This is a genomic window from Nocardioides daejeonensis (assembly GCF_003194585.1).
GTDB classification, from domain to species: Bacteria; Actinomycetota; Actinomycetes; order Propionibacteriales; family Nocardioidaceae; genus Nocardioides; species Nocardioides daejeonensis.
This window is the reverse complement of the sequence record NZ_QHKZ01000002.1, coordinates 260,783-282,092: the sequence shown is the minus strand read 5'-3', so window position 1 is coordinate 282,092 and position 21,310 is coordinate 260,783. Positions and strand designations below refer to the sequence as shown.

At 68.8% G+C, this 21,310-nt stretch carries 20 protein-coding genes; 12 read left to right on the top strand and 8 right to left on the bottom strand.

The features are described from left to right. Nucleotides 1–291 precede the first annotated feature (291 nt). From DNK54_RS06030 to DNK54_RS06010, 5 genes are all read right to left on the bottom strand, one after another. The gene (locus DNK54_RS06030; RefSeq protein ID WP_162602322.1) at nucleotides 292–1,233 is read right to left on the bottom strand and encodes a type IV toxin-antitoxin system AbiEi family antitoxin; all 942 of its coding nucleotides are present in this window, start codon (nucleotides 1,231–1,233) and stop codon (nucleotides 292–294) included. A gap of 172 nt (nucleotides 1,234–1,405) precedes the next feature. Then, nucleotides 1,406–2,527: a PQQ-dependent sugar dehydrogenase gene (locus DNK54_RS06025; RefSeq protein ID WP_110206061.1), complete on the bottom strand. Its 1,122-nt coding sequence runs from the start codon at nucleotides 2,525–2,527 to the stop codon at nucleotides 1,406–1,408. Then, a complete protein-coding gene (locus DNK54_RS06020; protein ID WP_110206060.1) occupies nucleotides 2,527–3,465 on the bottom strand; it encodes an alpha/beta fold hydrolase in 939 nt (312 codons plus the stop codon). Before DNK54_RS06020 ends, DNK54_RS06025 begins: the two co-directional genes overlap by 1 nt. A 45-nt stretch (nucleotides 3,466–3,510) precedes the next feature. Continuing rightward, a complete protein-coding gene (locus DNK54_RS06015; protein ID WP_162602321.1) occupies nucleotides 3,511–3,774 on the bottom strand; it encodes a hypothetical protein in 264 nt (87 codons plus the stop codon). A gap of 1 nt (nucleotide 3,775) precedes the next feature. Further along, nucleotides 3,776–4,666 (bottom strand): EamA family transporter, encoded by an 891-nt coding sequence (locus DNK54_RS06010; RefSeq protein WP_239459950.1) that lies wholly within the window; start codon nucleotides 4,664–4,666, stop codon nucleotides 3,776–3,778. A 123-nt stretch (nucleotides 4,667–4,789) separates the two neighbouring features. Here DNK54_RS06010 and ilvD point away from each other — a divergent pair, with 123 nt between their 5' ends. The 10 genes from ilvD (at nucleotide 4,790) to DNK54_RS05960 (ending at nucleotide 15,917) form a co-directional block, all read left to right on the top strand. Beyond that, nucleotides 4,790–6,469, top strand: coding sequence for a dihydroxy-acid dehydratase (gene ilvD / locus DNK54_RS06005; RefSeq protein WP_110206058.1), 1,680 nt, complete (start codon nucleotides 4,790–4,792; stop codon nucleotides 6,467–6,469). Between the two features lie 98 nt (nucleotides 6,470–6,567). Beyond that, nucleotides 6,568–7,821, top strand: a complete 1,254-nt coding sequence (locus tag DNK54_RS06000) for a kynureninase (RefSeq protein WP_110206057.1) — start codon at nucleotides 6,568–6,570, stop codon at nucleotides 7,819–7,821. A gap of 18 nt (nucleotides 7,822–7,839) precedes the next feature. After that, complete coding sequence (locus tag DNK54_RS05995; protein WP_110206056.1) at nucleotides 7,840–8,271, top strand: VOC family protein; 432 nt, start codon at nucleotides 7,840–7,842, stop codon at nucleotides 8,269–8,271. Further along, nucleotides 8,268–9,287, top strand: a complete 1,020-nt coding sequence (locus DNK54_RS05990) for a S66 family peptidase (RefSeq protein ID WP_110206055.1) — start codon at nucleotides 8,268–8,270, stop codon at nucleotides 9,285–9,287. The genes DNK54_RS05995 and DNK54_RS05990 overlap by 4 nt, the downstream gene beginning before the upstream one ends. A gap of 10 nt (nucleotides 9,288–9,297) precedes the next feature. Continuing rightward, on the top strand, nucleotides 9,298–10,002 hold the full coding sequence (locus DNK54_RS05985; protein WP_239459949.1) for a GNAT family N-acetyltransferase: 705 nt from the start codon (nucleotides 9,298–9,300) through the stop codon (nucleotides 10,000–10,002). 38 nt (nucleotides 10,003–10,040) lie between these two features. Further along, nucleotides 10,041–10,715: a 4a-hydroxytetrahydrobiopterin dehydratase gene (locus DNK54_RS05980; RefSeq protein WP_110206053.1), complete on the top strand. Its 675-nt coding sequence runs from the start codon at nucleotides 10,041–10,043 to the stop codon at nucleotides 10,713–10,715. 225 nt (nucleotides 10,716–10,940) lie between these two features. After that, nucleotides 10,941–12,695 carry an acetolactate synthase large subunit gene (locus tag DNK54_RS05975; RefSeq protein WP_110206052.1) on the top strand — a complete coding sequence of 585 codons (1,755 nt, stop codon included), beginning with the start codon at nucleotides 10,941–10,943 and terminating at the stop codon, nucleotides 12,693–12,695. 4 nt (nucleotides 12,696–12,699) lie between these two features. Then, a complete protein-coding gene (gene ilvN, locus DNK54_RS05970; protein WP_110206051.1) occupies nucleotides 12,700–13,242 on the top strand; it encodes an acetolactate synthase small subunit in 543 nt (180 codons plus the stop codon). A 90-nt stretch (nucleotides 13,243–13,332) separates the two neighbouring features. Then, nucleotides 13,333–14,358, top strand: a complete 1,026-nt coding sequence (gene ilvC / locus DNK54_RS05965) for a ketol-acid reductoisomerase (protein WP_110206050.1) — start codon at nucleotides 13,333–13,335, stop codon at nucleotides 14,356–14,358. An 827-nt stretch (nucleotides 14,359–15,185) separates the two neighbouring features. After that, nucleotides 15,186–15,917, top strand: coding sequence for a hypothetical protein (locus DNK54_RS05960; RefSeq protein WP_162602320.1), 732 nt, complete (start codon nucleotides 15,186–15,188; stop codon nucleotides 15,915–15,917). Between the two features lie 103 nt (nucleotides 15,918–16,020). On the opposite strand, the gene DNK54_RS05955 is transcribed toward DNK54_RS05960, so the two are convergent. Then, a complete protein-coding gene (locus tag DNK54_RS05955; protein ID WP_110206048.1) occupies nucleotides 16,021–17,616 on the bottom strand; it encodes an ABC-F family ATP-binding cassette domain-containing protein in 1,596 nt (531 codons plus the stop codon). Nucleotides 17,617–17,846: 230 nt separating this feature from the next. On the opposite strand from DNK54_RS05955, the gene DNK54_RS05950 reads away from it, so the two are divergent. Beyond that, nucleotides 17,847–18,557 (top strand): DsbA family oxidoreductase, encoded by a 711-nt coding sequence (locus DNK54_RS05950; RefSeq protein WP_110206047.1) that lies wholly within the window; start codon nucleotides 17,847–17,849, stop codon nucleotides 18,555–18,557. On the opposite strand, the gene DNK54_RS05945 is transcribed toward DNK54_RS05950, so the two are convergent. Together DNK54_RS05945 and DNK54_RS05940 are read right to left on the bottom strand one after the other, a co-directional pair. Further along, nucleotides 18,558–19,361, bottom strand: coding sequence for an ABC transporter permease (locus DNK54_RS05945; protein ID WP_110206046.1), 804 nt, complete (start codon nucleotides 19,359–19,361; stop codon nucleotides 18,558–18,560). After that, on the bottom strand, nucleotides 19,358–20,269 hold the full coding sequence (locus DNK54_RS05940; protein WP_110206045.1) for an ABC transporter ATP-binding protein: 912 nt from the start codon (nucleotides 20,267–20,269) through the stop codon (nucleotides 19,358–19,360). Before DNK54_RS05940 ends, DNK54_RS05945 begins: the two co-directional genes overlap by 4 nt. 152 nt (nucleotides 20,270–20,421) lie before the next feature. Between DNK54_RS05940 and efeU the strand changes: the two genes are divergently transcribed. Continuing rightward, nucleotides 20,422–21,306 carry an iron uptake transporter permease EfeU gene (gene efeU / locus DNK54_RS05935; RefSeq protein WP_110206044.1) on the top strand — a complete coding sequence of 295 codons (885 nt, stop codon included), beginning with the start codon at nucleotides 20,422–20,424 and terminating at the stop codon, nucleotides 21,304–21,306. Nucleotides 21,307–21,310 lie beyond the last annotated feature (4 nt).

The following is a 21,310-nucleotide window of genomic DNA, read 5'->3' as shown; positions in this document are numbered from 1 at the left end:
GCGCGCAAGTCCCACGTTGAGTGCGCGCAAATCTCACGTTGAGTGCGCGCAAGTCCCACGTTGAGTGCGCGCAAATCTCACGTTGAGTGCGCGCAAGTCCCACGTTGAGTGCGCGCAAGTCCCACGTTGAGTGCGCGCAAGTCCCACGTTGAGTGCGCGCAAATCTCACGTTGAGTGCGCGCAAGTCCCACGTTGAGTGCGCGCAAATCTCACGTTGAGTGCGCGCAAGTCCCACGTTGAGCGCGCGCAAGTCCCACGTTGAGTGGCTACGCACAGGGCGTGGCAGAGAGGTCAGCGCTGGAACTGCTCGCCCCGGGGGTACCGCCGCTTGCCCCGAGGCCGCCTCCGATTCGCGATAGCGTTCGCGAGTTCGGTCCGCACGCGCGTCCACCCAGGCTCGCGCAGGTCCTCTTTTCTCACCACGATCACCAGCCAGCCATTCGCGTTGAGCCACGCGATCCGAGTAGCGTCGTGTTCGCGCTGCTTCGGCCCATGGAACTCATCGCCGAAGTACTCGATGGCGATGCGCAGCTGGCGGTATCCCAGGTCGACCTTGGCGATGAGCTCGCCGTTCTCCCGGAACTCGATCTGGGGCTCGGGCGGCGGAAATCCATCCTCGATCAGGCGGCCACGCAACCAGGATTCGCCGGGGGAGTCGGCAAGTGGCGTGGCCAGCGGGATGAGTCGGCGTAGCTGTACGACGCCTCGACGTCGCCGGAACCGCGGGAGTTCTTGTTCGAACTCTTCGCGGGAGATCTGAAACCGCCGCATGAAGCTGTCCAGAGCTGCAAGCGCAGGGAGAACGCCGCGCAAGCAGGCGAGGTCCAGCGCCGTCCGAAGGGGGCTGGTCACGCGGATGCCGCCGAGCGTGACAAGGTCGCGATCCTTCAGATCGCGGACGCCCGCATACACGCCGGGCCGGCGGATGGTCGTGTGGCCGGGCAGTGACACCACCTCAAGATCCGGGACGGTGAACCGCTCCTCCGGAGCGTGGAGATCCACACCGTGCAGCCACGCTGCCGAGCGCTCAACGACGACACAGTGAGGTGGTAGGACCAGGGCCGCGCAGGCGGCGCGCAGGTCGATCGTGTCGGTGAGCGAGGTCGGTGCGTAGACCCCATGGAACACACGCCGTATCTCGTTGCGAGCCAACGCGCTCTGCAGCGAGCCAGGCGTCAGACCGACTGCGAGCGCATCTGAGCGGAGGAAGGGAGTTGTCGGCAACTGGAGCATGTGGCCATTGGTCCCCACCAGTCGACGCGCGACAACCGGCTCTCCTGTGCTCTGTGGACAACGGGCCGATTCCACAAGCGCGCCGACCTACAGCGGGCCACAGCGCGCCATACGCGCGAAGTCAACGCGTTATTTGGGCGAAGTCGAGGTGTGGTTTGCGCGAAGTCGGCGGTCAGGAGACGGCGAGGGCGAGGATCCGGTCGTCGCCCTTGCGCGGGTCGCCGCGGGTGTCGCGGTTGGAGGTGGTCACCCAGAGGGTGCCGTCGGGGGCGACGGCCACGGTGCGCAACCGGCCAAACCTTCCGACGAACCACGCACGCCGATGGGTTGCCTCCCCGTCGGTGACGCGGACTGACCACAGCCGCTCGCCACGCAGCGAGGCCATCCAGAGCCGGCCGTCGAGCCAGGCGAGTCCCGACGGGGAGGCCTCGGACGTGCGCCAGGTGACCTGGGGGTCCTCGAACGCGGGAGCCCCGCCGGTGCCCTCCACCTCCGGCCAGCCGTAGTCGCGCCCGGCCCGCAGCAGGTTGAGCTCGTCGAACTCCTGGTCTCCGAACTCGCTCGCCCACAGGTTGCCGTCGTCATCGAACGCGAGACCCTGCACGTTCCGGTGGCCGAGCGTGAAGACGGGCGAGGAAGGGTCGGGGTTGTCGGAGGCGGGATTGCCGTCGGAGTCGATCCGCAACACCTTGCCGCCCAGCGAGGCCGGGTCCTGGGCGAGCGGGCGGTCGCCGGTCTCGCCGGTCGAGGCATAGAGATAGCCATCGGGCCCGAACGCCAGCCGCCCGCCGTCGTGCACGGCCCCGCTCGGGATGCCGGTGAGGATCGGCTCGGGGACGCCGAGCCGTCCGTCGCGGTACTCCGCGCGCACGATCCGGTTGTCGGTTTGCGAGGTCACGTAGAAGAAGAGCAGCCGGTCCTCGTCGAACGTGGGCGAGACGGCCACTCCGAGCAGGCCGGCCTCGCCCTGCTGCGCGGCTTCGCCGAAGTCGCCGATCCGCCGTACCTTGCGGTCCGGTCCGATCGCGACCACGCGTCGGGTGTCGCGCTCGGTGACGATCGCCGTGCCGTCGGGGAGGAACGCGAGTCCCCAGGGCGCCGCCAGGCCGGTCGCGATCGTCTCGGCCACCCGCACGCGGCCCCTGTCCCGGCCGGGCTCGGCAGTGGCCGTCGGGGTCGGGGTGTCGGTGGGCTGTTGGTAGCGCGGTACGCCGTCACTCGACGACTCCTCACCGCACGCTGCCGCAGAGACCACCAAGAGGGTCACGGCGAGCAGGGCGGCGGGACGGCGCATCAGTCGATCCGCTCCAGGAACTCCATCAGGAGCGCATGCACGGTGTCCGGCTTCTCCATCGCGATGAAGTGACTGCCCTGCAGTTCGACGTAGGTGGCATCGCGCATCCGCTCGGCAGCGCTGCGCATCGCCTTCGGCCCGGCGAGCACGTCCCACGATCCGGCCACGAACATGGCAGGTCGGTCGATCGCACTGAGCGAGACACGGCCGTGCAGCGAGGTCCGGACCGCCAGGTGGAAGTACCAGTCGATCGGGGTCTGCAGGAACTCCCGCAGTGCCCGGCTCGCGGTCTCCGGATCGGCGGGCGGAAACATGAAGCCAGTGTGCCCGAGCACAGCCAGCGAGGCCGGTCCCATCGGGAGCCGCCGCGCCACGGGGGTGAGCAGGCAGCCCAGCGAGCTGACCGCGCGGGAGACGTTGACCGTCAAGGCTCGCGCGACGGGGCGGGGGAGGTGCAGGAACTCCAGCATCGTCGAGAAGGTGTCGCCCGGCACACCGGCTAGGGCGAAAAGGCCCTTGACGCGCTCGGGGTGGTCGGCGGCCAGTTGGAACATCGTGTTGACGCCGATCGACCAGCCCATCACCACGGCTGACTCGACGCCGGAGGCGTCCATCACCGCGACGGCGTCCTCGACGAACGAGTCCACGCCGACGTGGTCGGGGTCTGCCGGACGCTCCGAGCCACCGACGCCGCGGTGGTTCCAGGAGATCACCCGCAGTCCGCAGTCGGGCCGGAGCAGAGCCGGCATCGTCCACGCGTTCGTGCCGAGTCCGTTGCAGAGCAGCACCACGGGTCCGTCGATCAGGCAGTCAGGGTCGTTCGTCCATGCCTGCAGCACCGTGCCATCGGCGGAGACGACGTCGTGGAAGAACGGCTCGACGAGTGCCGGCGTACGGTCGTCGGAGCGTGGGTCGATCGGTAGGGAGCGTGCGGCCATAGGACGAATCCTGCCGCACCCGTGCCCGGGGTGGGGGTACCGCGGTCAGCCGTGTGCCGCGATCTGCCTCACGTCGGCCACGGTGGCGACGGCGGTTTGGGTGCGGACGAGGAACGAGTCGACCTCGTCGCGGACAGCGCGACGAGTGGCGCATTCTGTCGCCGCCAGCATCGCGTTGCGGCGCGCACGCTGCTGGGAGGAGACGGCCCAACGACGCAGCGGAGCGACGGCGAGGTCGGAGGGGAGGAGGCCAGCGAGGGTGGTCAGCATCGGTGCCGTCCCGGGGAGGGTGGGGGTGGGAGCAACCACGCTAGGGAAGTGGATCGACACCTGCGTCAACGCCGTGTGACGTCTTCGTTAACTCGGCATCGGGCGTGGCTTGCGCGGCGCTCCGGGTCGCGCCGATCGAGGCGGCCACCACGCAGCCGACTGCCAGCCACTGGAGCGGCCCCAGGTGCTCGTGGAGGATCAGGATCGCCGCCAGCGCTGCTGCGGCCGGCTCCATGCTCATCAGGATTCCGAAGGTGGAGGTGGGCAGGGTTCTCAGCGCCACCAGCTCCAGGCTGTACGGCACGACGGAGCTCAGCAGCCCCACGGCTGCTCCGAGCGCGAGCACGGTCGGGTCGAGCAGCCTGTCGCCGGTCAGCGGTATCACCACGGGTGTCAGTGCGAGTGCGGCGAAGACGCTCGCCACGGTGAGCCCGTCGAGGCCCTGCCAGCGCCGGCCGGTGCTGGCGCTCAACAGGATGTACGACGCCCACGCGGCCCCGGCGAGCAGCGCGAAGAGCACGCCGACCATGGTCACTCCGCTCGGGTCGAAGCCCAGCAGGAGCACGCCAAGGCCGGCCAGCGCGACCCAGAGCAGGTCCCGCGCCCGCCGCGATCCGAGCACCGCGATCGTCAACGGCCCGATGAACTCGATGGTGACCGCGAGCCCGAGCGGGATCCGCGCGAAGGACTGGTAGATCGCCCAGTTCATCGTCGCCAGGCTGGCGCCGAACCCCAGTGCGACGTACCAGTCGGCTCGGGTGCGCCCGCGCAGGGCCGGCCGCGCTACGGCGAGGAAGATCAGCGCGCTCGTGGCGAGTCGCAGGAAGACCATGCCGGTCGGATCGACCCGATCGAAGAGGCCCTTCGCGATGGCGGCACCGACCTGCACGGAGACGATCCCGCCGAGCACCAGCCACACCGATCGGCGCACCGGCCACCTCCTCACCCGGGCGACGCCGTACGCCGCCGGAGCGAGCCTGCCACAGACGTGGCGTTCCTCTCGATCACCGGATCCCCGTCACCGCGCCGAGCGGCCAGGACTACCCTGAGAGCCATGAGCGAAGTCGACATCAAGCCCCGGTCCCGCGACGTCACCGACGGTGTCGAGAAGGCAGCCGCCCGCGGCATGCTTCGCGCGGTAGGCATGGACGACGACGACTTCGCCAAGCCGCAGATCGGGGTCGCCTCGTCGTGGAACGAGATCACGCCGTGCAACCTGTCCCTGGACCGGCTGGCCAAGGCGGTCAAGAACGGCGTCCATGCTGCTGGCGGGTATCCGCTCGAGTTCGGCACGATCTCCGTCTCGGACGGCATCTCGATGGGCCACGACGGCATGCACTACTCGTTGGTGAGCCGCGAGGTGATCGCCGACTCCGTCGAGGTCGTGATGAGCGCGGAGCGGCTCGACGGGTCCGTGCTGCTCGCTGGGTGCGACAAGTCGCTGCCGGGCATGCTGATGGCTGCCGCGCGCCTCGACCTCTCCAGCGTCTTCCTCTACGCCGGCTCGACGATGCCGGGCAACGTGGACGGCAAGGACGTCACGATCATCGACGCCTTCGAGGCGGTCGGCGCCTGTCTGGCCGGCAAGATCACCGAGGAGGACGTCAAGCGGGTCGAGAAGGCGATCTGCCCGGGGGAGGGCGCGTGCGGCGGTATGTACACCGCCAACACGATGGCCTCCATCGGTGAGGCACTCGGCATGAGCCTGCCCGGCTCCGCCGCGCCGCCGGCCGTGGACCGCCGCCGCGACGGGTTCGCGCACCGTTCGGGCGAAGCGGTGGTCAACCTGCTCAAGCAGGGCATCACCGCTCGGCAGATCATGACGCGCGAGGCGTTCGAGAACGCGATCGCGATCACGATGGCGCTCGGCGGTTCCACCAACGCCGTGCTGCACCTGCTGGCGATCGCCCGCGAGGCCGACGTCGACCTGGAGCTGGCGGACTTCAACCGGATCGGCGACAAGGTGCCGCACCTGGCGGACATGAAGCCCTTCGGTAAGTACGTGATGACCGATGTCGACAAGATCGGCGGCATCCCGGTGGTCATGAAGGCGCTCCTCGACGCCAACCTGATGCACGGCGACGTGCTCACCGCGACCGGCAAGACCCTCGCCGAGAACATCGAGGCCCTGAACCCGAAGAGTGTCGACGGTTCCGTGATCTACCCCGTGACCCAGCCGATCCACAAGACCGGTGGCCTCACCATCCTCGAGGGCACCCTCGCCCCCGAGGGCGCGGTCATCAAGTCGGCCGGCTTCGACGCCGAGGTCGTCACCGCCACGGCGCGGGTCTTCGACCGTGAGCGTGCCGCGTTGGACGCGCTCGCCGAGGGGCGGATCGTCAAGGGTGACGCCGTCATCATCCGCTACGAGGGTCCCTCGGGTGGGCCTGGCATGCGCGAGATGCTGGCGATCACCGGCGCCATCAAGGGCGCGGGCCTGGGCAAAGACATCCTCCTCATCACCGACGGTCGCTTCTCTGGTGGAACCACCGGACCGTGTATCGGCCACGTTGCCCCTGAGGCGAGCCACGGCGGCCCGATCGCCTTCGTCCGCGACGGCGATCAGATCACCCTGGACATCCCCAACCGCTCCCTCGAGCTCCACGTCGACGCCGACGAGATCGAGCGGCGCAAGGAGGGCTGGGTGCCGGAGCCGCCGAAGTTCACCCACGGTGTGCTCGGCAAGTACTCCAAGCTGGTGCAGTCGGCCAGCAAGGGTGCGATCACCGTCTGAGTGTCGGGTCGAGTCAGCCGGGCTCCGTTGATGGGAGCCCGGCTGCTCCGCCGGTCGTCTGCGAGCCTGTCCCAACGGGCTCGTGGCACAGTGACGTCATGACCGCCGTCACCTCCGTCGAGCACGCCGCCGCCTTGGACGTTGCTGACCCGCTCGCGCATCATCGCGACGCCTTCGTCGGCTCGGACGCGGCGCTCGCCTACCTGGACGGAAACTCGCTGGGCCGGCCGCTGCGGGCGACGACCACGAGGATGAGCGACTTCGTCGAGCATGCCTGGGGCGAGCGGCTGATCCGAGGCTGGGACGAGGAGTGGTTCGACGCCCCACTGCTGTTGGGGGACCGCCTGGCAGCGGCGACGTTGGGGGCGGCGGCAGGGCAGACCGTGATCGGTGACTCGACCTCGGTGCTCCTCTACAAGATCCTTCGGGCTGCGGTCGACCATCAGCGCGCCCGGGATGAGCAACGGGTCGAGATCGTGGTCGACCGCGACAACTTCCCGACCGATCGCTACCTGGTCGAGGGCATTGCCGCGGAGCGGGGTCTCCGGCTTCGCTGGGTCGAGGCACCTACCGACACGGGGCTGCACGTCGACGCGTTGCGGGAGGTGCTGGGGGAGAGGACCGCGGTCGTCCTGCTGAGCCACGTTGCCTACCAGTCCGGGTACCTCGCGGACGCGGCTGCGATCAGCGCTCTCGCCCATGAGCACGGTGCGCTGGTGGTGCTGGACGTCTGTCACTCGGTGGGTTCGGTGCCCTTGGCTCTCGACGCCTGGGGTGTCGACCTGGCTGTGGGCTGCACCTACAAGTACCTCAACGGAGGCCCCGGCTCGCCGGCGTTCTGCTACGTCGCCGAACGCCACCAGGACGCGCTGACGCAGCCCTTGCAGGGATGGATGGGCCATGCCGATCCGTTCGCGATGGGCCCCGGCTACCGTCCCGCTGCCGGCATGCGCCGGTTCCTCACGGGGACCCCTCCGATCGTGGCCATGCAACCGATCGCCGACATGCTCGCGCTCATCGAAGGTGTCGGAATGCCGGCGATCCGCGCCAAGTCGGTGGCGCTGACGGACTACGCCATCGCGGTCGTTGACGAGGCCCTCGCACCGTACGGCGTCACGGTGGCCTCACCGCGGGCGGCCACGGAGCGCGGTGGTCACGTGCTCCTGCGGCACCCGCGGATGAGGGAGGCGGTCGCGGCGCTGTGGGAGCGGGACGTGATCCCGGACTTCCGCAATCCGGACGGCCTGAGGGTGGGGCTCTCGCCGCTCTCGACCAGCTTCGCGGAGGTGCGCACCGGCCTGCTGGCGGTCGCCGAGGTGCTGGGCAGCCAGGCGCGCGCCGGTCACGAGTGATCCGGCAGACTCTCTGCCATGGACCAGCGGATCAGCTTCATCACCCTGGCAGTGCGCGATCTCGACACCACGCGGGAGTTCTACTGCGCTGGGCTCGGCTGGGTGCCCGAGCTGGATGTGCCGGGCGAGGTGCTGATGATCAAGGCCGGTCAGCACCTGGTGCTCTCACTGTGGAACGTGGACGAGTTCGAGGCCGAGGTGGGTCCGATCGTCCGAGGGCCGGGCGTCGTGCCGGTCACGCTCGCCCACAACGTCCACGAGCGTGACGAGGTCGACGCTGTGCTCTCCCGAGCTGCGCAGGCGGGTGCCACCGTGCATCCGGCAGAGTCGCGCGCCTGGGGCGGCTACACCGGCTACTTCGCCGACCCCGACGGCTTCCGCTGGGAGATCGCCTGGAACCCGGGGGAGATCGGCAGCCTGGTGCTGCCCGACGTTGGCGGGCCCCGATGACGATCCGGGTGCCGCAACCGTTGCGGCCAGGGATGCGGATCGGCGTCACCAGTCCGTCCAGCGGCGTGCCGGAGGTGCTCGGGGAACGGCTCGACGTGGCGATCCGGAGCCTGACCGAGCGCGGCTTCGAGGTGGAGGTCGGCTCCTGCATGGGCGATGACAGCCACGTCTCCGCGCCCCGGCGTGATCGGGCCGACGAGTTGATGCGGATGCTGCTCGACCCCGACATCGCCGCCGTCGTGCCGCCGTGGGGTGGTGAGACCGGGATCGACCTGCTCGATCTGCTGGACTTCGAGATGCTGGCGGAGGCGGAGCCGTGCTGGCTCGTCGGCTACTCCGACCTCACCACGGTGATGCTGCCGCTCATGCTCCGCTCGGGCTGGGCCACCCTGCACGGCTCCAACCTGATGGACACCCCCTACCGCGCGCCCGACGGCGTGGCCCACTGGGTGGAGGTGGCCGCGGCCGTCGGCGAGGTGGAGCAGCGAGCACCGGGCCGGTTCCGTAGCGGCTACGTCGACTACGCGCAGTACCCCGGGGTCGACCGGTTCGACCTCGCCGAGCCGGGCGGCTGGAGTGTTCTCGGCGGTGGCGACGCCGAGGTGAGCGGCACGCTGGTCGGGGGGTGCGTCGAGGTGCTGTCGCCTCTGGCGGCCACGCCGTACGCCGACGTGTCGGGCTTCGCCCGTGAGCAGGAGGACGGCGTCCTGGTCTTCCTCGAGGCCTGCGAGTGGGCGCCGTACGACGTCGCCCGGGCGCTGCACGCCTTCCGTCTCGCCGGGTGGTTCGAGCACGCTCGGGGAGTCCTGATCGGCCGACCCTCGGCGCCGGACGCTGACCGCTGGAGCCAGCGCGACGCGGTGGCCGACGCACTCGGTGACCTGGAGGTCCCGGTGCTGCTCGATGTCGACTGCGGGCACGTCGCGCCGTACCTGCCGATGGTCACGGGCGTGCCGACGCGTGTCACGGTGCGAGACGGAGCGGGGATCGTCAGGCAATCCCTTCCAGATCGGTAGGGTTTCAGTGGTGAGCAATCCCCGTCGCAACGCATACGGCCAGCCGCTCGGACCCGAGGTCGCGGACTGGTCGCCGGCGCCGTTCCCCGACGTCACGGTGATGACCGGCCGATGGTGCCGGCTCGAGCCGCTGATGCAGCACCACGCTGAGGAGCTCTATGCCGAGCTCTGCGGACCCGAGGAGGGAAGTCTCTGGACCTACCTGGCCCAGGAGATGCCTGCCGACGAGGGCGAGTTCTCCGACCTTGTCGAGGAGTGGGCGCTGGCCACCGATCGCGTCACGGTCGTGGTGCGTACGCCGGACGGCCGGGCACGTGGTCTCTTCAGCTACTTGCGGATCGATCGCGCCAACGGCGCCGTCGAGATCGGCGCGGTGCTCTTCGGGCGCGCTCTGCAACGGACGGCGGCGGCGACCGAGGCCTTCTACCTGGCGGCCCGCCATGTCTTCGCGCTGGGCTATCGGCGCTACGAGTGGAAGTGCGACTCGCTGAACGCTCCTTCCGTGCGTGCCGCGCTCCGCCTCGGCTTCGTCGAGGAGGGCACGTTCCGCAAGGCGATCGTCACGAAGGGCCGGCGCCGCGACACCACCTGGTTCTCCATCACCGACGACGAATGGCCGAACCGCCGCACCGCGCTGGAGGCCTGGCTGGCGCCCGAGAACCACACCGAGGCGGGCCAGGTGCGCCGACTCGAGGAGCTGCGGGGCGACCTCTGAGGGTTGGCCGCACCGCCCGAGCGCGCCATGCTGGAGCGATGGAGACCGAAGAGAACGGCACCCTGACCCACAGCGACATCGTCGCGGCCGACCTACCCGACTGGCGGCTGCTGCTGCAGACGCTGCACGGTCGGTTCGCGACCACCGACTTCGTCAGCGCGTTCCGACTCGTCGAGCGGATCGCCGAGGTGGCGGAGGAGGCCAACCACCACCCGGACGTCGAGCTGGGGTGGGGCATGGTCGGCATCCGGTTGACCAGCCATGACACCGGTGGCGTGACCCAGCGCGACGTGCGCCTCGCCCGGCGGATCAGTGCACTCGCCGCCGAGCTCGGTGCCACGCCGCGTCCGACCGACGCGGCTGTCGTGGAGGTGGCGTTGGACACCGCTGACCTCAGCCGGATCTCGGCGTTCTGGCGCGCCTTGCTCCGCGCGGAGGACGGCGCAGTGGACGACGAGGTGGTCGATCCTTCCGGCCAGCTCCCGACCCTGTGGTTCCAGGACACCGAGGACCATCCGCTTCCCCGGCAGCGCTTCCACCTCGACATCTGGGTGCCCGCCGACGTGGCCGAGCAGCGAGTCGCCGAGGCACTCGCGGTGGGCGGGACACTCGTCTCCGACGAGGCTGCGCCACGGTTCTGGGTACTGGCCGACGCCGACGGCAACAAGGCCTGCGTCTGCACCTCGGCCGATCGCCCGGCGCCCACAGGGTGATACGACTGTCCCGCATCCTGGGACAGTGGGAGACTTGAGTTGACGACGGTCGGGCGGCGGGGAACCCTAGGGACCATGCGTTCCCAGATTCTCGTACGCACCCGGCGCGGGTGGTGACGGCCTCAGGCCTGATCACACGCGTCGACCCCTCGTCAGCCTGAACTGGCCGAGGGGTTTTTTGTTGGCCGGAGTAGCGGCAAGTCGTTGAACTGAGGAAGAAGAGACATGAGTGAGCAGGACGCAGCCGGTCAGGTGACCGGAGCCCAGAGCCTGATCAATGCGCTGGAGGCGGCGGGCGTCGAGGACATCTTCGGCATCCCGGGCGGCGCCATCCTTCCGGCGTACGACCCGCTCTACGACAGCAAGATCCGGCACATCCTGGTGCGCCACGAGCAGGCCGCCGGCCATGCCGCGCAGGGGTACGCCGCAGCTTCCGGCAAGGTGGGCGTCTGCATGGCCACCTCGGGCCCGGGAGCCACCAACCTCGTCACGCCGCTTGCCGATGCTCACATGGACTCCGTGCCCATGGTTGCGATCACCGGGCAGGTGGGCGCCTCGATGATCGGTACCGACGCGTTCCAAGAAGCCGACATCCGTGGCATCACCATGCCGATCACCAAGCACAACTTCCTGGTGACCGACCCTGCCGACATCCCACGGCGGGTGGCCGAGGCCTTCCACATCGCCTCCACCGGCCGCCCTGGCCCGGTGCTGGTCGACGTCGCGAAGTCCGCGCTCCAGTCGATGACCACGTTCTCCTGGCCGACCGAGCTGCACCTGCCGGGCTACCGGCCGGTGACCCGCCCGCACAGCAAGCAGATCCGCGAGGCAGCCAAGCTCATCCTCGAGTCCCGCAAGCCGGTGCTGTACGTCGGCGGCGGTGTGATCCGCAGTCGCGCGAGCAGGGAGCTCCTTGCTCTTGCCGAGTTCACCGGGATGCCCGTCGTCACCACGCTGATGGCCCGCGGTGCCTTCCCCGACAGCCACCCGCAGCACCTCGGCATGCCGGGGATGCACGGCACCGTGGCCGCGGTCGCGGGCATGCAGAAGTCCGACCTGATCATCAGCCTGGGCGCTCGCTTCGACGACCGGGTCACCGGTCTGCTGGAGTCCTTCGCGCCGGGCGCCCGGGTGATCCACGCCGACATCGACCCGGCCGAGATCGGCAAGAACCGGGCGGTCGACGTGCCGATCGTCGGCGACTGCCGCGAGGTGCTGGCCGACCTGCTGACGGTGCTCAAGACGGAGGCCGACCAGGGACACCAGGGTGACTACGAGGGCTGGGTCGAGTTCCTGGTCGGAGTCAAGGCTAAGTACCCGCTGGGCTACGAGGCTGCGGCCGACGGGCTGGCTCCGCAGTACGTCCTCGAGAGGCTGGGCGCGATCGCCGGCCCGGAGTCGATCTACTGCGCCGGCGTCGGACAGCACCAGATGTGGGCGACCCACTTCGTCAAGTACGAGCGCCCCAACACCTGGATCAACTCGGGCGGTCTGGGCACCATGGGCTTCTCGGTGCCGGCCGCGATGGGCGCGAAGGTGGCCATGCCCGACCACACGGTGTGGTCGATCGACGGCGACGGCTGCTTCCAGATGACCAACCAGGAGCTGGTCACCTGCGCGATCAACAACATCCCGATCAAGGTCGCGATCATCAACAACGAGTCGCTCGGCATGGTGCGGCAGTGGCAGACCTTGTTCTACAACTCCCGCTACTCCAACACCGACCTCCACTCCAAGCGGATTCCCGACTTCGTGAAGCTCGCCGACGCGATGGGCTGCGTCGGTCTCGCCTGTGAGTCGCCGGCCGAGGTCGACGCCACGATCGAGAAGGCGATGGAGATCAACGACGCTCCCGTCGTCATCGACTTCCGGGTGAACCGGGACGCCATGGTCTGGCCCATGGTGGCCGCCGGCACCAGCAACGACGACATCCAGTACGCCCGGGACCTGGCCCCGGACTTCGACGACGTGGAGCTCTGAACCGATGACCACCCACACCCTGTCGGTCCTGGTCGAGAACAAGCCGGGCGTGCTTGCCCGGATCGCCGGACTCTTCAGCCGCCGCGGCTTCAACATCGACAGCCTCGCGGTGGGCCCGACCGAGCACGAGGACATCTCCCGGATGACCATTGTGGTCAACGTGGAGAGCAACTCGCTCGAGCAGGTCACCAAGCAGCTCAACAAGCTGGTCGAGGTGATCAAGATCGTCGAGCTCGACCAGTCGTCCTCGATCAGCAAGGAGCTCCTGCTGGTCAAGGTGCGCGCCGACGTCGAGAACCGCGGCCAGGTGCTCGACGCCGCTCAGATCTTCAAGGCGAAGGTCGTCGACGTCGCCGTCGACGCCCTGACCATCCAGGTCACCGGCAACTCCGACAAGCTCGCCGACTTCCTGAAGGTCATGGAGCCCTTCGGGATCCGCGAGCTCGTCCAGTCGGGCGTGGTGGCCATCGGCCGCGGCTCCCGATCGATCACCGAGCGCTCGCTGCGCCCGGTTGCGGTGCCGGCCCCGCCGCCGGCCGCCGGCTGACGCCGCGGCGTACCCACCGACCCACAGCCACCAGCAGGTGGCGACAATGGAACCCAGCAGCACACCGACCAAAACCTAAGGAGAGCCCTCGTGGCTGAGATGTACTACGACGACGACGCCGACCTGACCCTGATCCAGGGCAAGAACGTCGCGGTGATCGGCTACGGCAGCCAGGGCCACGCGCACGCGCTCAACCTGCGCGACTCCGGTGTCGACGTCCGGATCGGCCTCCCGGAGGGCTCGAAGAGCCGCCCGAAGGCGGAGGACGAGGGCTTCCGCGTGCTCACGCCCGCCGAGGCTGCCGAGGAGGCCGACGTCATCGTCATCCTCGCGCCCGACCAGCACCAGCGCGGTCTCTACAAGGAGTCGATCGAGCCCAACCTGGCTGAGGGCGACACCCTGGTCTTCGGCCACGGCTTCAACATCCGCTTCGGCTACATCCAGGCGCCGGCCGGTGTCGACGTGATCATGGTGGCGCCGAAGGCGCCGGGCCACACCGTCCGCCGCGAGTTCGTCGCCGGTCGGGGCATCCCCGACATCATCGCAGTCGAGCAGGACGCCTCGGGCAGCGCCTGGGACCTGGCCAAGTCCTACGCGAAGGGCATCGGCGGCACCCGCGCCGGCGTCATCAAGACCACCTTCACCGAGGAGACCGAGACCGACCTGTTCGGTGAGCAGGCCGTCCTCTGCGGCGGGGTCTCGCAGCTGGTGCAGTACGGCTTCGAGACGCTCTCGGAGGCTGGCTACCAGCCGGAGATCGCCTACTTCGAGGTGCTCCACGAGCTCAAGCTCATCGTCGACCTCATGTGGGAGGGCGGCATCGCCAAGCAGCGCTGGTCGGTCTCCGACACCGCGGAGTACGGCGACTACGTCTCCGGTCCCCGCGTCATCGACCCGCGGGTGAAGGAGAACATGAAGGCCGTGCTGGCGGACATCCAGAGCGGCGCCTTCGCCAAGCGCTTCATCGACGACCAGGACAACGGCGCCAAGGAGTTCCAGGAGCTCCGTGCCAAGGGCGCCGCGCACCCGATCGAGGCCACCGGCAAGACCCTGCGTGCCCACTTCTCGTGGAAGCAGCAGGACTCGGACTACACCGAGGGCTCTGCCGCTCGCTGACCTCTGCACTGACGTTACGCCGTACTCCGGAGTCGCCTGATGGCTCCGCAGTACGGCGTTACGCGTCTCATAGCTCGACGCGTCCCATCGCGGAATTTTGTCACCTACGTGACAAGTTCCGGTGATTTCTTGTGGCCGTGCTGTCCTGGCTGTGGCGCACGACTCCTCCCGGTGTTTATCTGTCGGCCATGAGCTTCGACCGAAGGTGTTTGCAGAGACATCGCGTTGGCCGGAGCTGCGTGATTGCGGCGGCCGTTGCGCTCGTCGGGATTCTGCCTGTGGCTGCGCAGGCCGATCCGTACCCGGTGGATGGTGGCCCTGACCGGGGTAAACACTCCTCCTGTTTCGATCCCGCCTTTGCGATGGTTGAGGCGGTTCATTCTCGTGCGATTCAGGCGATGGACAATGTCGATGCGCAAACTTTCGTAACGACAGTCAGAAAGTCGGAGTGCGGTCCGCGGACAGATGTCGTGTACCAGCAACGCCCGGTTGGCTCCCCATGGGAGGGACAGGTCGGTTACGCACCGTGCGTCAAGCGAGTCGCGGGGAGCTCGAAGTGCGATGTCCGGCAGGTGAGGATCTACTGGGCTGAGATCAAGCGCCAAACTGTGAATCACGGGTTCCAAGCTCGTGCGACGCTTTGTCACGAGGTGGGTCATACCTTGGGGGGCACGTCACTTCCAATCGATCTTTCTCGACAATCCTGACGGTGCCTGGTATCCGCAGACGTGCATGATCAGCGCGGTGGCAGATACCAGCAGTTCGATGGCGCATCGGTATGGGCCAGACCATGTCAGCCATATCAACGGCTACTTCAACTGAACAGGATGCGCATGTTGCGAACGATTTCGGCCGTTGTCTCTCTTGCCGTCGCTCTTCTACTTGGAGCGTGCTCGACCACAGGCGGGGACGAGGTCGGCGAAACTGACCCGAGCGGCCGGGCTCATGCCGCAAGCTCGCTGGCGCCGGACCAGGCCGTGGCCATGCTGGACCGGTTGCGCGAGGGAGTCGAGGCGTTCGCCTACGCGGATCCCCGCGCGATGCTTCGAGATCAGCCCGTTGCGGTCCGGGGGACTGTCGTTGACGTCTGGGACGGACCGTCGTTCACGTCGAAGTCAGAGCCGTTTGCCACCCGCGATCGCAGCGTCGTCGTAGCGGTCCGCGTTCGCGAGGTGTTCAAGGACCAGGAGTCGTTGATCCGAGGCGACAGGGTCTATGTCTCGTTGCCTCGCGGAGTCACCGGATTGGATGAGTTCGGGGAGGTCGCCCCGAACGACGCCGCGGTGCCCGTCTCCGACGTGCGCCGAAGTCTTCCCGCGGGTTTGGAGGTTGTGGTGGTCGCCCGTGCGCGCGATGACCGAGAGCTCCTGACAAGTCCTGCGGTCACCCGCGACAAGTGGACGCAGCCGTTACCCGAGGGGGAGACACTGCTGAGCGGCATGCATCCACAGGCTTTCGTCACCGACCAGGGTGAGCAGCCGCTGAGCTCGTGGCCGACTCTCACCTTTGTGGACCTGGTTCAGCAACTCCGTGATGAGCGCGCCGTAGGGAAGCGCTGATCAATTCCGCCTGCTGTGCGCCGCGATGCACGCGCGCTGGCTGCGTTGGCCTCGATCGACGCTCAACCAGAGCGCCTCGCAACGCTCGCGGCGGCGCCATCGATCAGCGCTTCCCTAGGTCGATACGCCGGGTGATACCCAACTCGGCGAGGAAGGTCTCGTCGTGGGAGACGACGATCAGCGCGCCACGATAGGCCGTGAGCGCCTCGACGAGTTGCCGCAGGCTGGCGAGATCGAGGTTGTTGGTCGGCTCGTCGAGCACCAGAAGGCGCGGCGGCGGAGCGGCTAGCAGCACGCAGGCGAGGGTCGCGCGCAACAGCTCGCCTCCGGAGAGTACGCCGACGCGCCGGTCTGCGGCGCGGCCGCGGAAGAGGAAACGAGCAAGCCGACTGCGGATCTCCTGGAGTTCGGTGCCGGGAGCCTGAAGTCGGGCGTTCTCCAGCACCGAGAGGCCGGGGTCGAGCAGATCGAGGCGTTGGGGCAGGAAGCGGACCGGGACGGTGACCCGAACGGAGCCTGCGACCGGCTCGAGTTCGCCGACGATGGTGCGCAGGAGGGTCGTCTTGCCGCTGCCGTTCGCCCCAGTGACCGCGACGCGCTCCGGACCGACGACAGCGAGGTCGAAGGGGCCGGCGACCCGTGTCTCGACGGCTTCCAGGGTGAGCACGTGTTGGCCGCGATGGACCGCGGTCTCCGGCAGATCGATCGAGATCTCCCGGTCGGCCGCCACGCCGTCCCGCGCCTCCTCCAAGCGCCCACGGGCGTCGTCGAGGCGCTGCTCGTGGACACCGCGGAGCCGCCCGGCCGACTCTTCGGCCGAGCGCTTCCGTGCGCCGGCGAGGATCTTCGGCAGCGATCCGCTCTCCTGGACCTTCCGACCCTGGTTGGCGCGTCGCGCGATCGCGGTCTGTGCGTCCATGAGCTGTTGGTGCTGGCGGCGCACGTCGGCCTTGGCCGCCACCACCGCCTGCTCGGCCAGGGCCTGCTCGGCCTCCGCCTGCTCGCGGTAGGCACTCCACCCGCCGCCGTACCAGCTCACGCCTCGGGTTCCCGAGGGCCCGGAGCGCAGCTCGGCGATTCGGTCGACCAGCTCCAGCAGCTCGCGGTCGTGGCTGACGACGACCAAAGTGCCTCGGAACCCGGCCACGAGGTCGTGCACGCGGTGACGGGCAACGCGGTCGAGGTTGTTCGTCGGCTCGTCCAGGAGCAGGATGTCCGGGCGCGCCAGCAGGAGAGCGGCCAGGCTCAGTTGCGTGGCCTCGCCCCCGGAGAGCTCGCCGATGCGCCGGTCCAGGACATCGTGCGGCAGCCCCACTCGGGCGAGCTCGGCGGTGGCCCGCTCGTCGATGTCCCAGGCGTCGCCGATCGTGTCGAAGTGCCGAGGATCCGGGTCGCCGGACTCGACCGCCCGGATCGCCGCTCGCACGGAGGCGATGCCGAGTCGCTCGTCCACGGGTGTCTCGGCATGCAGCGTCAGATCCTGCCGGAGCCAGCCCACGGTGCCGACGACCTGGACCGAGCCCGTTACCGGGCTGAGGTCGCCCGCGACGAGGCGCAGCAGTGTCGTCTTGCCGGCTCCGTTGGCGCCGACCAGGCCGGTCGTGCCAGCCGGTACCTGCAGGTCCAGTCCTTGGAGGAGGGGGTCGCCGTCAGGCCAGCGCCAGGCGACGTCGTGGAAGGTGATGGAGGCGGATGCCATGGGGAGCTCCTGAGCATGCGTGAAGGTGGCCGACTGTCCGCGGGGCGCGGAGGTCGGCGGGGGAGAGGCATGGCTCAACGGAGCAAGAAGTCACCTGTCGTCGGCAGTGGGACAGGGACGACGGTAGTCAGGCGATCGCGGCGGCCGCAAGCCGATTTCGCGGTGCCCCTTGAACGCCGGGTGGGGCGGACGCCGGGAACAAGGGGGCCAGGCGGAGTGTTGGCGTCCACATGAGGATCGATGTGTGGTCGGACGTGGTGTGCCCGTGGTGCTACATCGGCAAGCGCCGCTTGGAGAAGGCCCTGGCGGCGTTCCCGCATGCCGACGCGGTGGAGGTCGTCTGGCACTCCTACCTCCTGGACCCGAGCACGCCCGCCGGTTCTGCCGAGCCGATGCGCGACCACCTGGCCCGCAAGTACGGCGGAGGCGCCTCCGGCGCGCAGCAGATGATGGATCGCGTCGAGGCGGTCGCGGCCGAGGAGGGCCTGATCTACCGGCTGGGCGAGACCCTCCGGGTCAATACCGTCGACGCGCATCGTCTGCTCCATGCTGCCCTCGCCGAGGGTGGACCGCAGCTTCAGGGCTCGGTGAAGGAGGCGCTGCTCGCGGCGTACTTCCTCCGTGCCGAGGATGTCTCGGACCACGCGGTGCTCGCCCCACTCGCGGTGTCGGCGGGGATGTCGCCCGAGCGGGTGGCCACGGTGCTCGACACCAGCATCCACAGCCGTGCCGTCCACCAGGACATGGCGCAGGCGCAGGAGCTCGGCGCGAGCGGGGTGCCGTTCTTCGTGATCGACCAGAAATACGGCGTCTCCGGGGCGCAGCCCACCGAGCTCTTCACTCAGGCGCTCACCAAGGCGTGGGACGAGAAGCACCCCTCCGTCGAGATCCTCGACGGAGGGGCGGACGGGGTCTGCGGCCCCGACGGTTGCGCGCTCTGATCACTTCACCTCGGCGCGCATCACCATGCGCAAGCCGATGAGGGTCGGGACGATCAGCCAGATCAGGCCGGTCACTCCGAGATGGGCCCACTGCTCGCCCGACGGTGTGTTGTCGAAGAGCACGGTCTGCGCGGACTGGAAGTCGACCCACGGCTGAATGTCGCGGAACCAGTCCTGGAAAGTCCAGAGCAGGCCGAAGACCGTCGGGATCATGAAGGAGTAGACGAAGTAGCCGACGATCGCCCCCGCGGAGTTGCGCACGAGCACGCCGAGCATGAAGCCGATGAGCATGCCGAGCACGTTGGCCAGCACGATCAGTGCGAACTGGGTGGGGTCGACGTTCCAGGAGGTGTCGACGCCGTTCAGCGTCGATCCGAGGAGGTTGCCGACCGCGCCGATGGCAAGCGCGACGAACATCGACGCCACACCGATGCCGAGCGAGCAGAGCAGCTTGGCAGCGATCACCCGTCCACGGCTCGGCACCAGTGTGAAGGTGGTGAGTCCGGTGCGCTGACTCCATTCCCCGGTGACGGAGAGAATCGCGATCATCGGCAAGATGACGGCGATCGGGAAGCCGATCGCGGTGGAGTAGCTCTCGTAGGTCTGGGCGGAGTCCGGCGCGAAGAGCATGGTCGCGGCGCTCGCCAGGACGGCGGCGATGCCGATGCTGGCCATGAGCCAGAAGCCGGCCCGGGTGTCGAACATCTTGCGCAGCTCGGTGTCGAGCAGCCGTGTCATCGGGATCGGCCCCGGTGTGCTTCGCTCACGTCGGTGGGCAGAGGTGGGTGCGGTGGTGGTGCTCATGCTGCGGCTCCTTCGGTGTTGCCCTCGCGCTGCGAGGCGGCGGTCAGCTCGAGGAACATCTCCTCGAGGCCCGCGCCGTCGGCGGGGCGGAGTTCGGTGAGGGCGATGCCGGCGGCCAGCGCGACTTGGCCGACCACCGCGGGGTCGGCCTCGGTACGGACGGCGCCATCGGCAGAGGTCGAGGCCGTGATGCCCTTGTCCGCCAGGGCGCGATGAAGGGCACCGGGCTGCTCGGCGCGGGCGAGCGTGCCGGCGGCAGCGAGGAGCTCCTGCTTGCTGCCCTGCGCGACGATGCGGCCGTTGCCGATCACCACCAGGTCATCGGCGATGACCTCGATCTCGTGCAGGAGGTGGGAGGAGAGCAGCACGGTGCCACCCTGGTCGGCGAAGTCACGCAGCAGATCGCGCATCCACCGGATTCCGGCGGGGTCGAGGCCGTTGGCGGGCTCGTCGAGGATCAGTACTTCGGGGTCACCGATCAGCGCGGTGGCGATGCCCAGCCGCTGACGCATGCCGAGCGAGTAGTTGCGGACCCGGCGATCAGCCTCCTCGTCGGTGAGGCTGACCCGGGAGAGCGTCTCGGCGACGGCGCCGCGAGGGAGACCCATCGTGCGTTGCGCGATCGTGAGGATCTCCCGGCCGGTTCGCCCCGCGTGCTGCGCGGAGGCGTCCAGCAGGACGCCCACCTCGCGTCCCGGGTTGGGAAGCTCGGCGAAGTGGCGGCCGAGGATCGTGGCGGAGCCGCTGGACGCCGGGGTGAGGCCGACCATGATGCGCATGGTGGTGGACTTCCCGGCGCCGTTGGGCCCCAGGAAGCCGGTCACCCGGCCCGCCTCGGCGGTGAAGGTCACGTCGTCCACGGCCGTGAACCCGCCGTAGGTCTTGGTGAGTGCGTCGATGGTGATCATGCGACCAGCCTCGGCCCTGCGAGGCGGCTCCCGCATCGGGGGAAACGCTGGAAGCGACCCTGAGCCGGCCTCGGGGTCGTCTCAGGGATGCCCCGTGATCAGCATGCGAGGCAAGGTTAGGCACCCCTAAGACAGAGGCGTACGCTGTCCTCGTGCTGGCGAACTACCTGATCGGGCTCCGCGAGGGCCTGGAAGCCGCGCTCGTGGTGAGCATCCTCGTCGCCTACCTGGTCAAGAGCGACCGCCGCCATCTGCTACCCCGGGTGTGGGCCGGCGTCGGCGCGGCGGTGGCGATCAGCCTCGGCTTCGGAGCGCTGCTCACCTACGGGCCACGTGGCCTGACCTTCGAGGCGCAGGAGCTGATCGGCGGCAGCCTCTCCATCGTCGCGGTCGGGTTCGTGACCTGGATGATCTTCTGGATGGCGGGCGCGGCTCGCTCGATCAGCGGCGAGCTGCGCGATCAGGTGGACCATGCTTCCGACGCTGGTCGCTGGTCGCTGGTGCTGATCTCGATGCTGGCCGTGGGCCGTGAGGGCTTGGAGACCGCTCTCTTCCTCTGGGCTGCCACACGCGCCGGCACCCGCGAGGCTGTCGGGTCGATCACCCCGACCTGGGAGCCGCTGACCGGAGCTGCGCTCGGCCTCGCCACCGCGGTCGTGCTGGGTTACCTCTTCTACAGCGGAGCCGTGCGGATCAACCTGACGGTCTTCTTCACCTGGACAGGTGCCTTCCTGATCCTGGTGGCCGCAGGCGTTCTCGCCTACGGCATCCACGACCTGCAGGAGGCGGGCTTCCTGCCGGGGCTGCATACCTTGGCCTTCGACGTCTCCGCGACGATTCCGCCCGACTCCTGGCACGGAACCCTCCTGAAGGGAATCTTCAACTTCTCGCCCCGCACCACGGTGCTGGAGGCGATCGCCTGGGTGGCCTACGCCGTCCCGGTCATGACGGTCTTCCTGCTCAGCGCTCGCCGTCGGCGCACCACATCTGTCGCGAGGCCCGGTCAGGTGCCGGCCGCCACGTCCACCGAGGAATGAGGAG

Coding starts and splice junctions, on each gene's coding strand:
- DNK54_RS06030 (WP_162602322.1), bottom strand. CDS start 1,233: ATGCTCCAGTTGCCGACAACTCCCTTCCTCCGCTCAGATGCGCTCGCA.
- DNK54_RS05955 (WP_110206048.1), bottom strand. CDS start 17,616: ATGGCATCCGCCTCCATCACCTTCCACGACGTCGCCTGGCGCTGGCCT.
- DNK54_RS05995 (WP_110206056.1), top strand. CDS start 7,840: ATGGACCAGCGGATCAGCTTCATCACCCTGGCAGTGCGCGATCTCGAC.
- DNK54_RS05980 (WP_110206053.1), top strand. CDS start 10,041: ATGGAGACCGAAGAGAACGGCACCCTGACCCACAGCGACATCGTCGCG.
- DNK54_RS05950 (WP_110206047.1), top strand. CDS start 17,847: ATGAGGATCGATGTGTGGTCGGACGTGGTGTGCCCGTGGTGCTACATC.
- DNK54_RS05975 (WP_110206052.1), top strand. CDS start 10,941: ATGAGTGAGCAGGACGCAGCCGGTCAGGTGACCGGAGCCCAGAGCCTG.
- DNK54_RS06020 (WP_110206060.1), bottom strand. CDS start 3,465: ATGGCCGCACGCTCCCTACCGATCGACCCACGCTCCGACGACCGTACG.
- ilvN (WP_110206051.1), top strand. CDS start 12,700: ATGACCACCCACACCCTGTCGGTCCTGGTCGAGAACAAGCCGGGCGTG.
- DNK54_RS06000 (WP_110206057.1), top strand. CDS start 6,568: ATGACCGCCGTCACCTCCGTCGAGCACGCCGCCGCCTTGGACGTTGCT.
- DNK54_RS05940 (WP_110206045.1), bottom strand. CDS start 20,269: ATGATCACCATCGACGCACTCACCAAGACCTACGGCGGGTTCACGGCC.
- DNK54_RS06025 (WP_110206061.1), bottom strand. CDS start 2,527: ATGCGCCGTCCCGCCGCCCTGCTCGCCGTGACCCTCTTGGTGGTCTCT.
- DNK54_RS05960 (WP_162602320.1), top strand. CDS start 15,186: ATGCGCATGTTGCGAACGATTTCGGCCGTTGTCTCTCTTGCCGTCGCT.
- DNK54_RS05990 (WP_110206055.1), top strand. CDS start 8,268: ATGACGATCCGGGTGCCGCAACCGTTGCGGCCAGGGATGCGGATCGGC.
- ilvD (WP_110206058.1), top strand. CDS start 4,790: ATGAGCGAAGTCGACATCAAGCCCCGGTCCCGCGACGTCACCGACGGT.
- DNK54_RS05945 (WP_110206046.1), bottom strand. CDS start 19,361: ATGAGCACCACCACCGCACCCACCTCTGCCCACCGACGTGAGCGAAGC.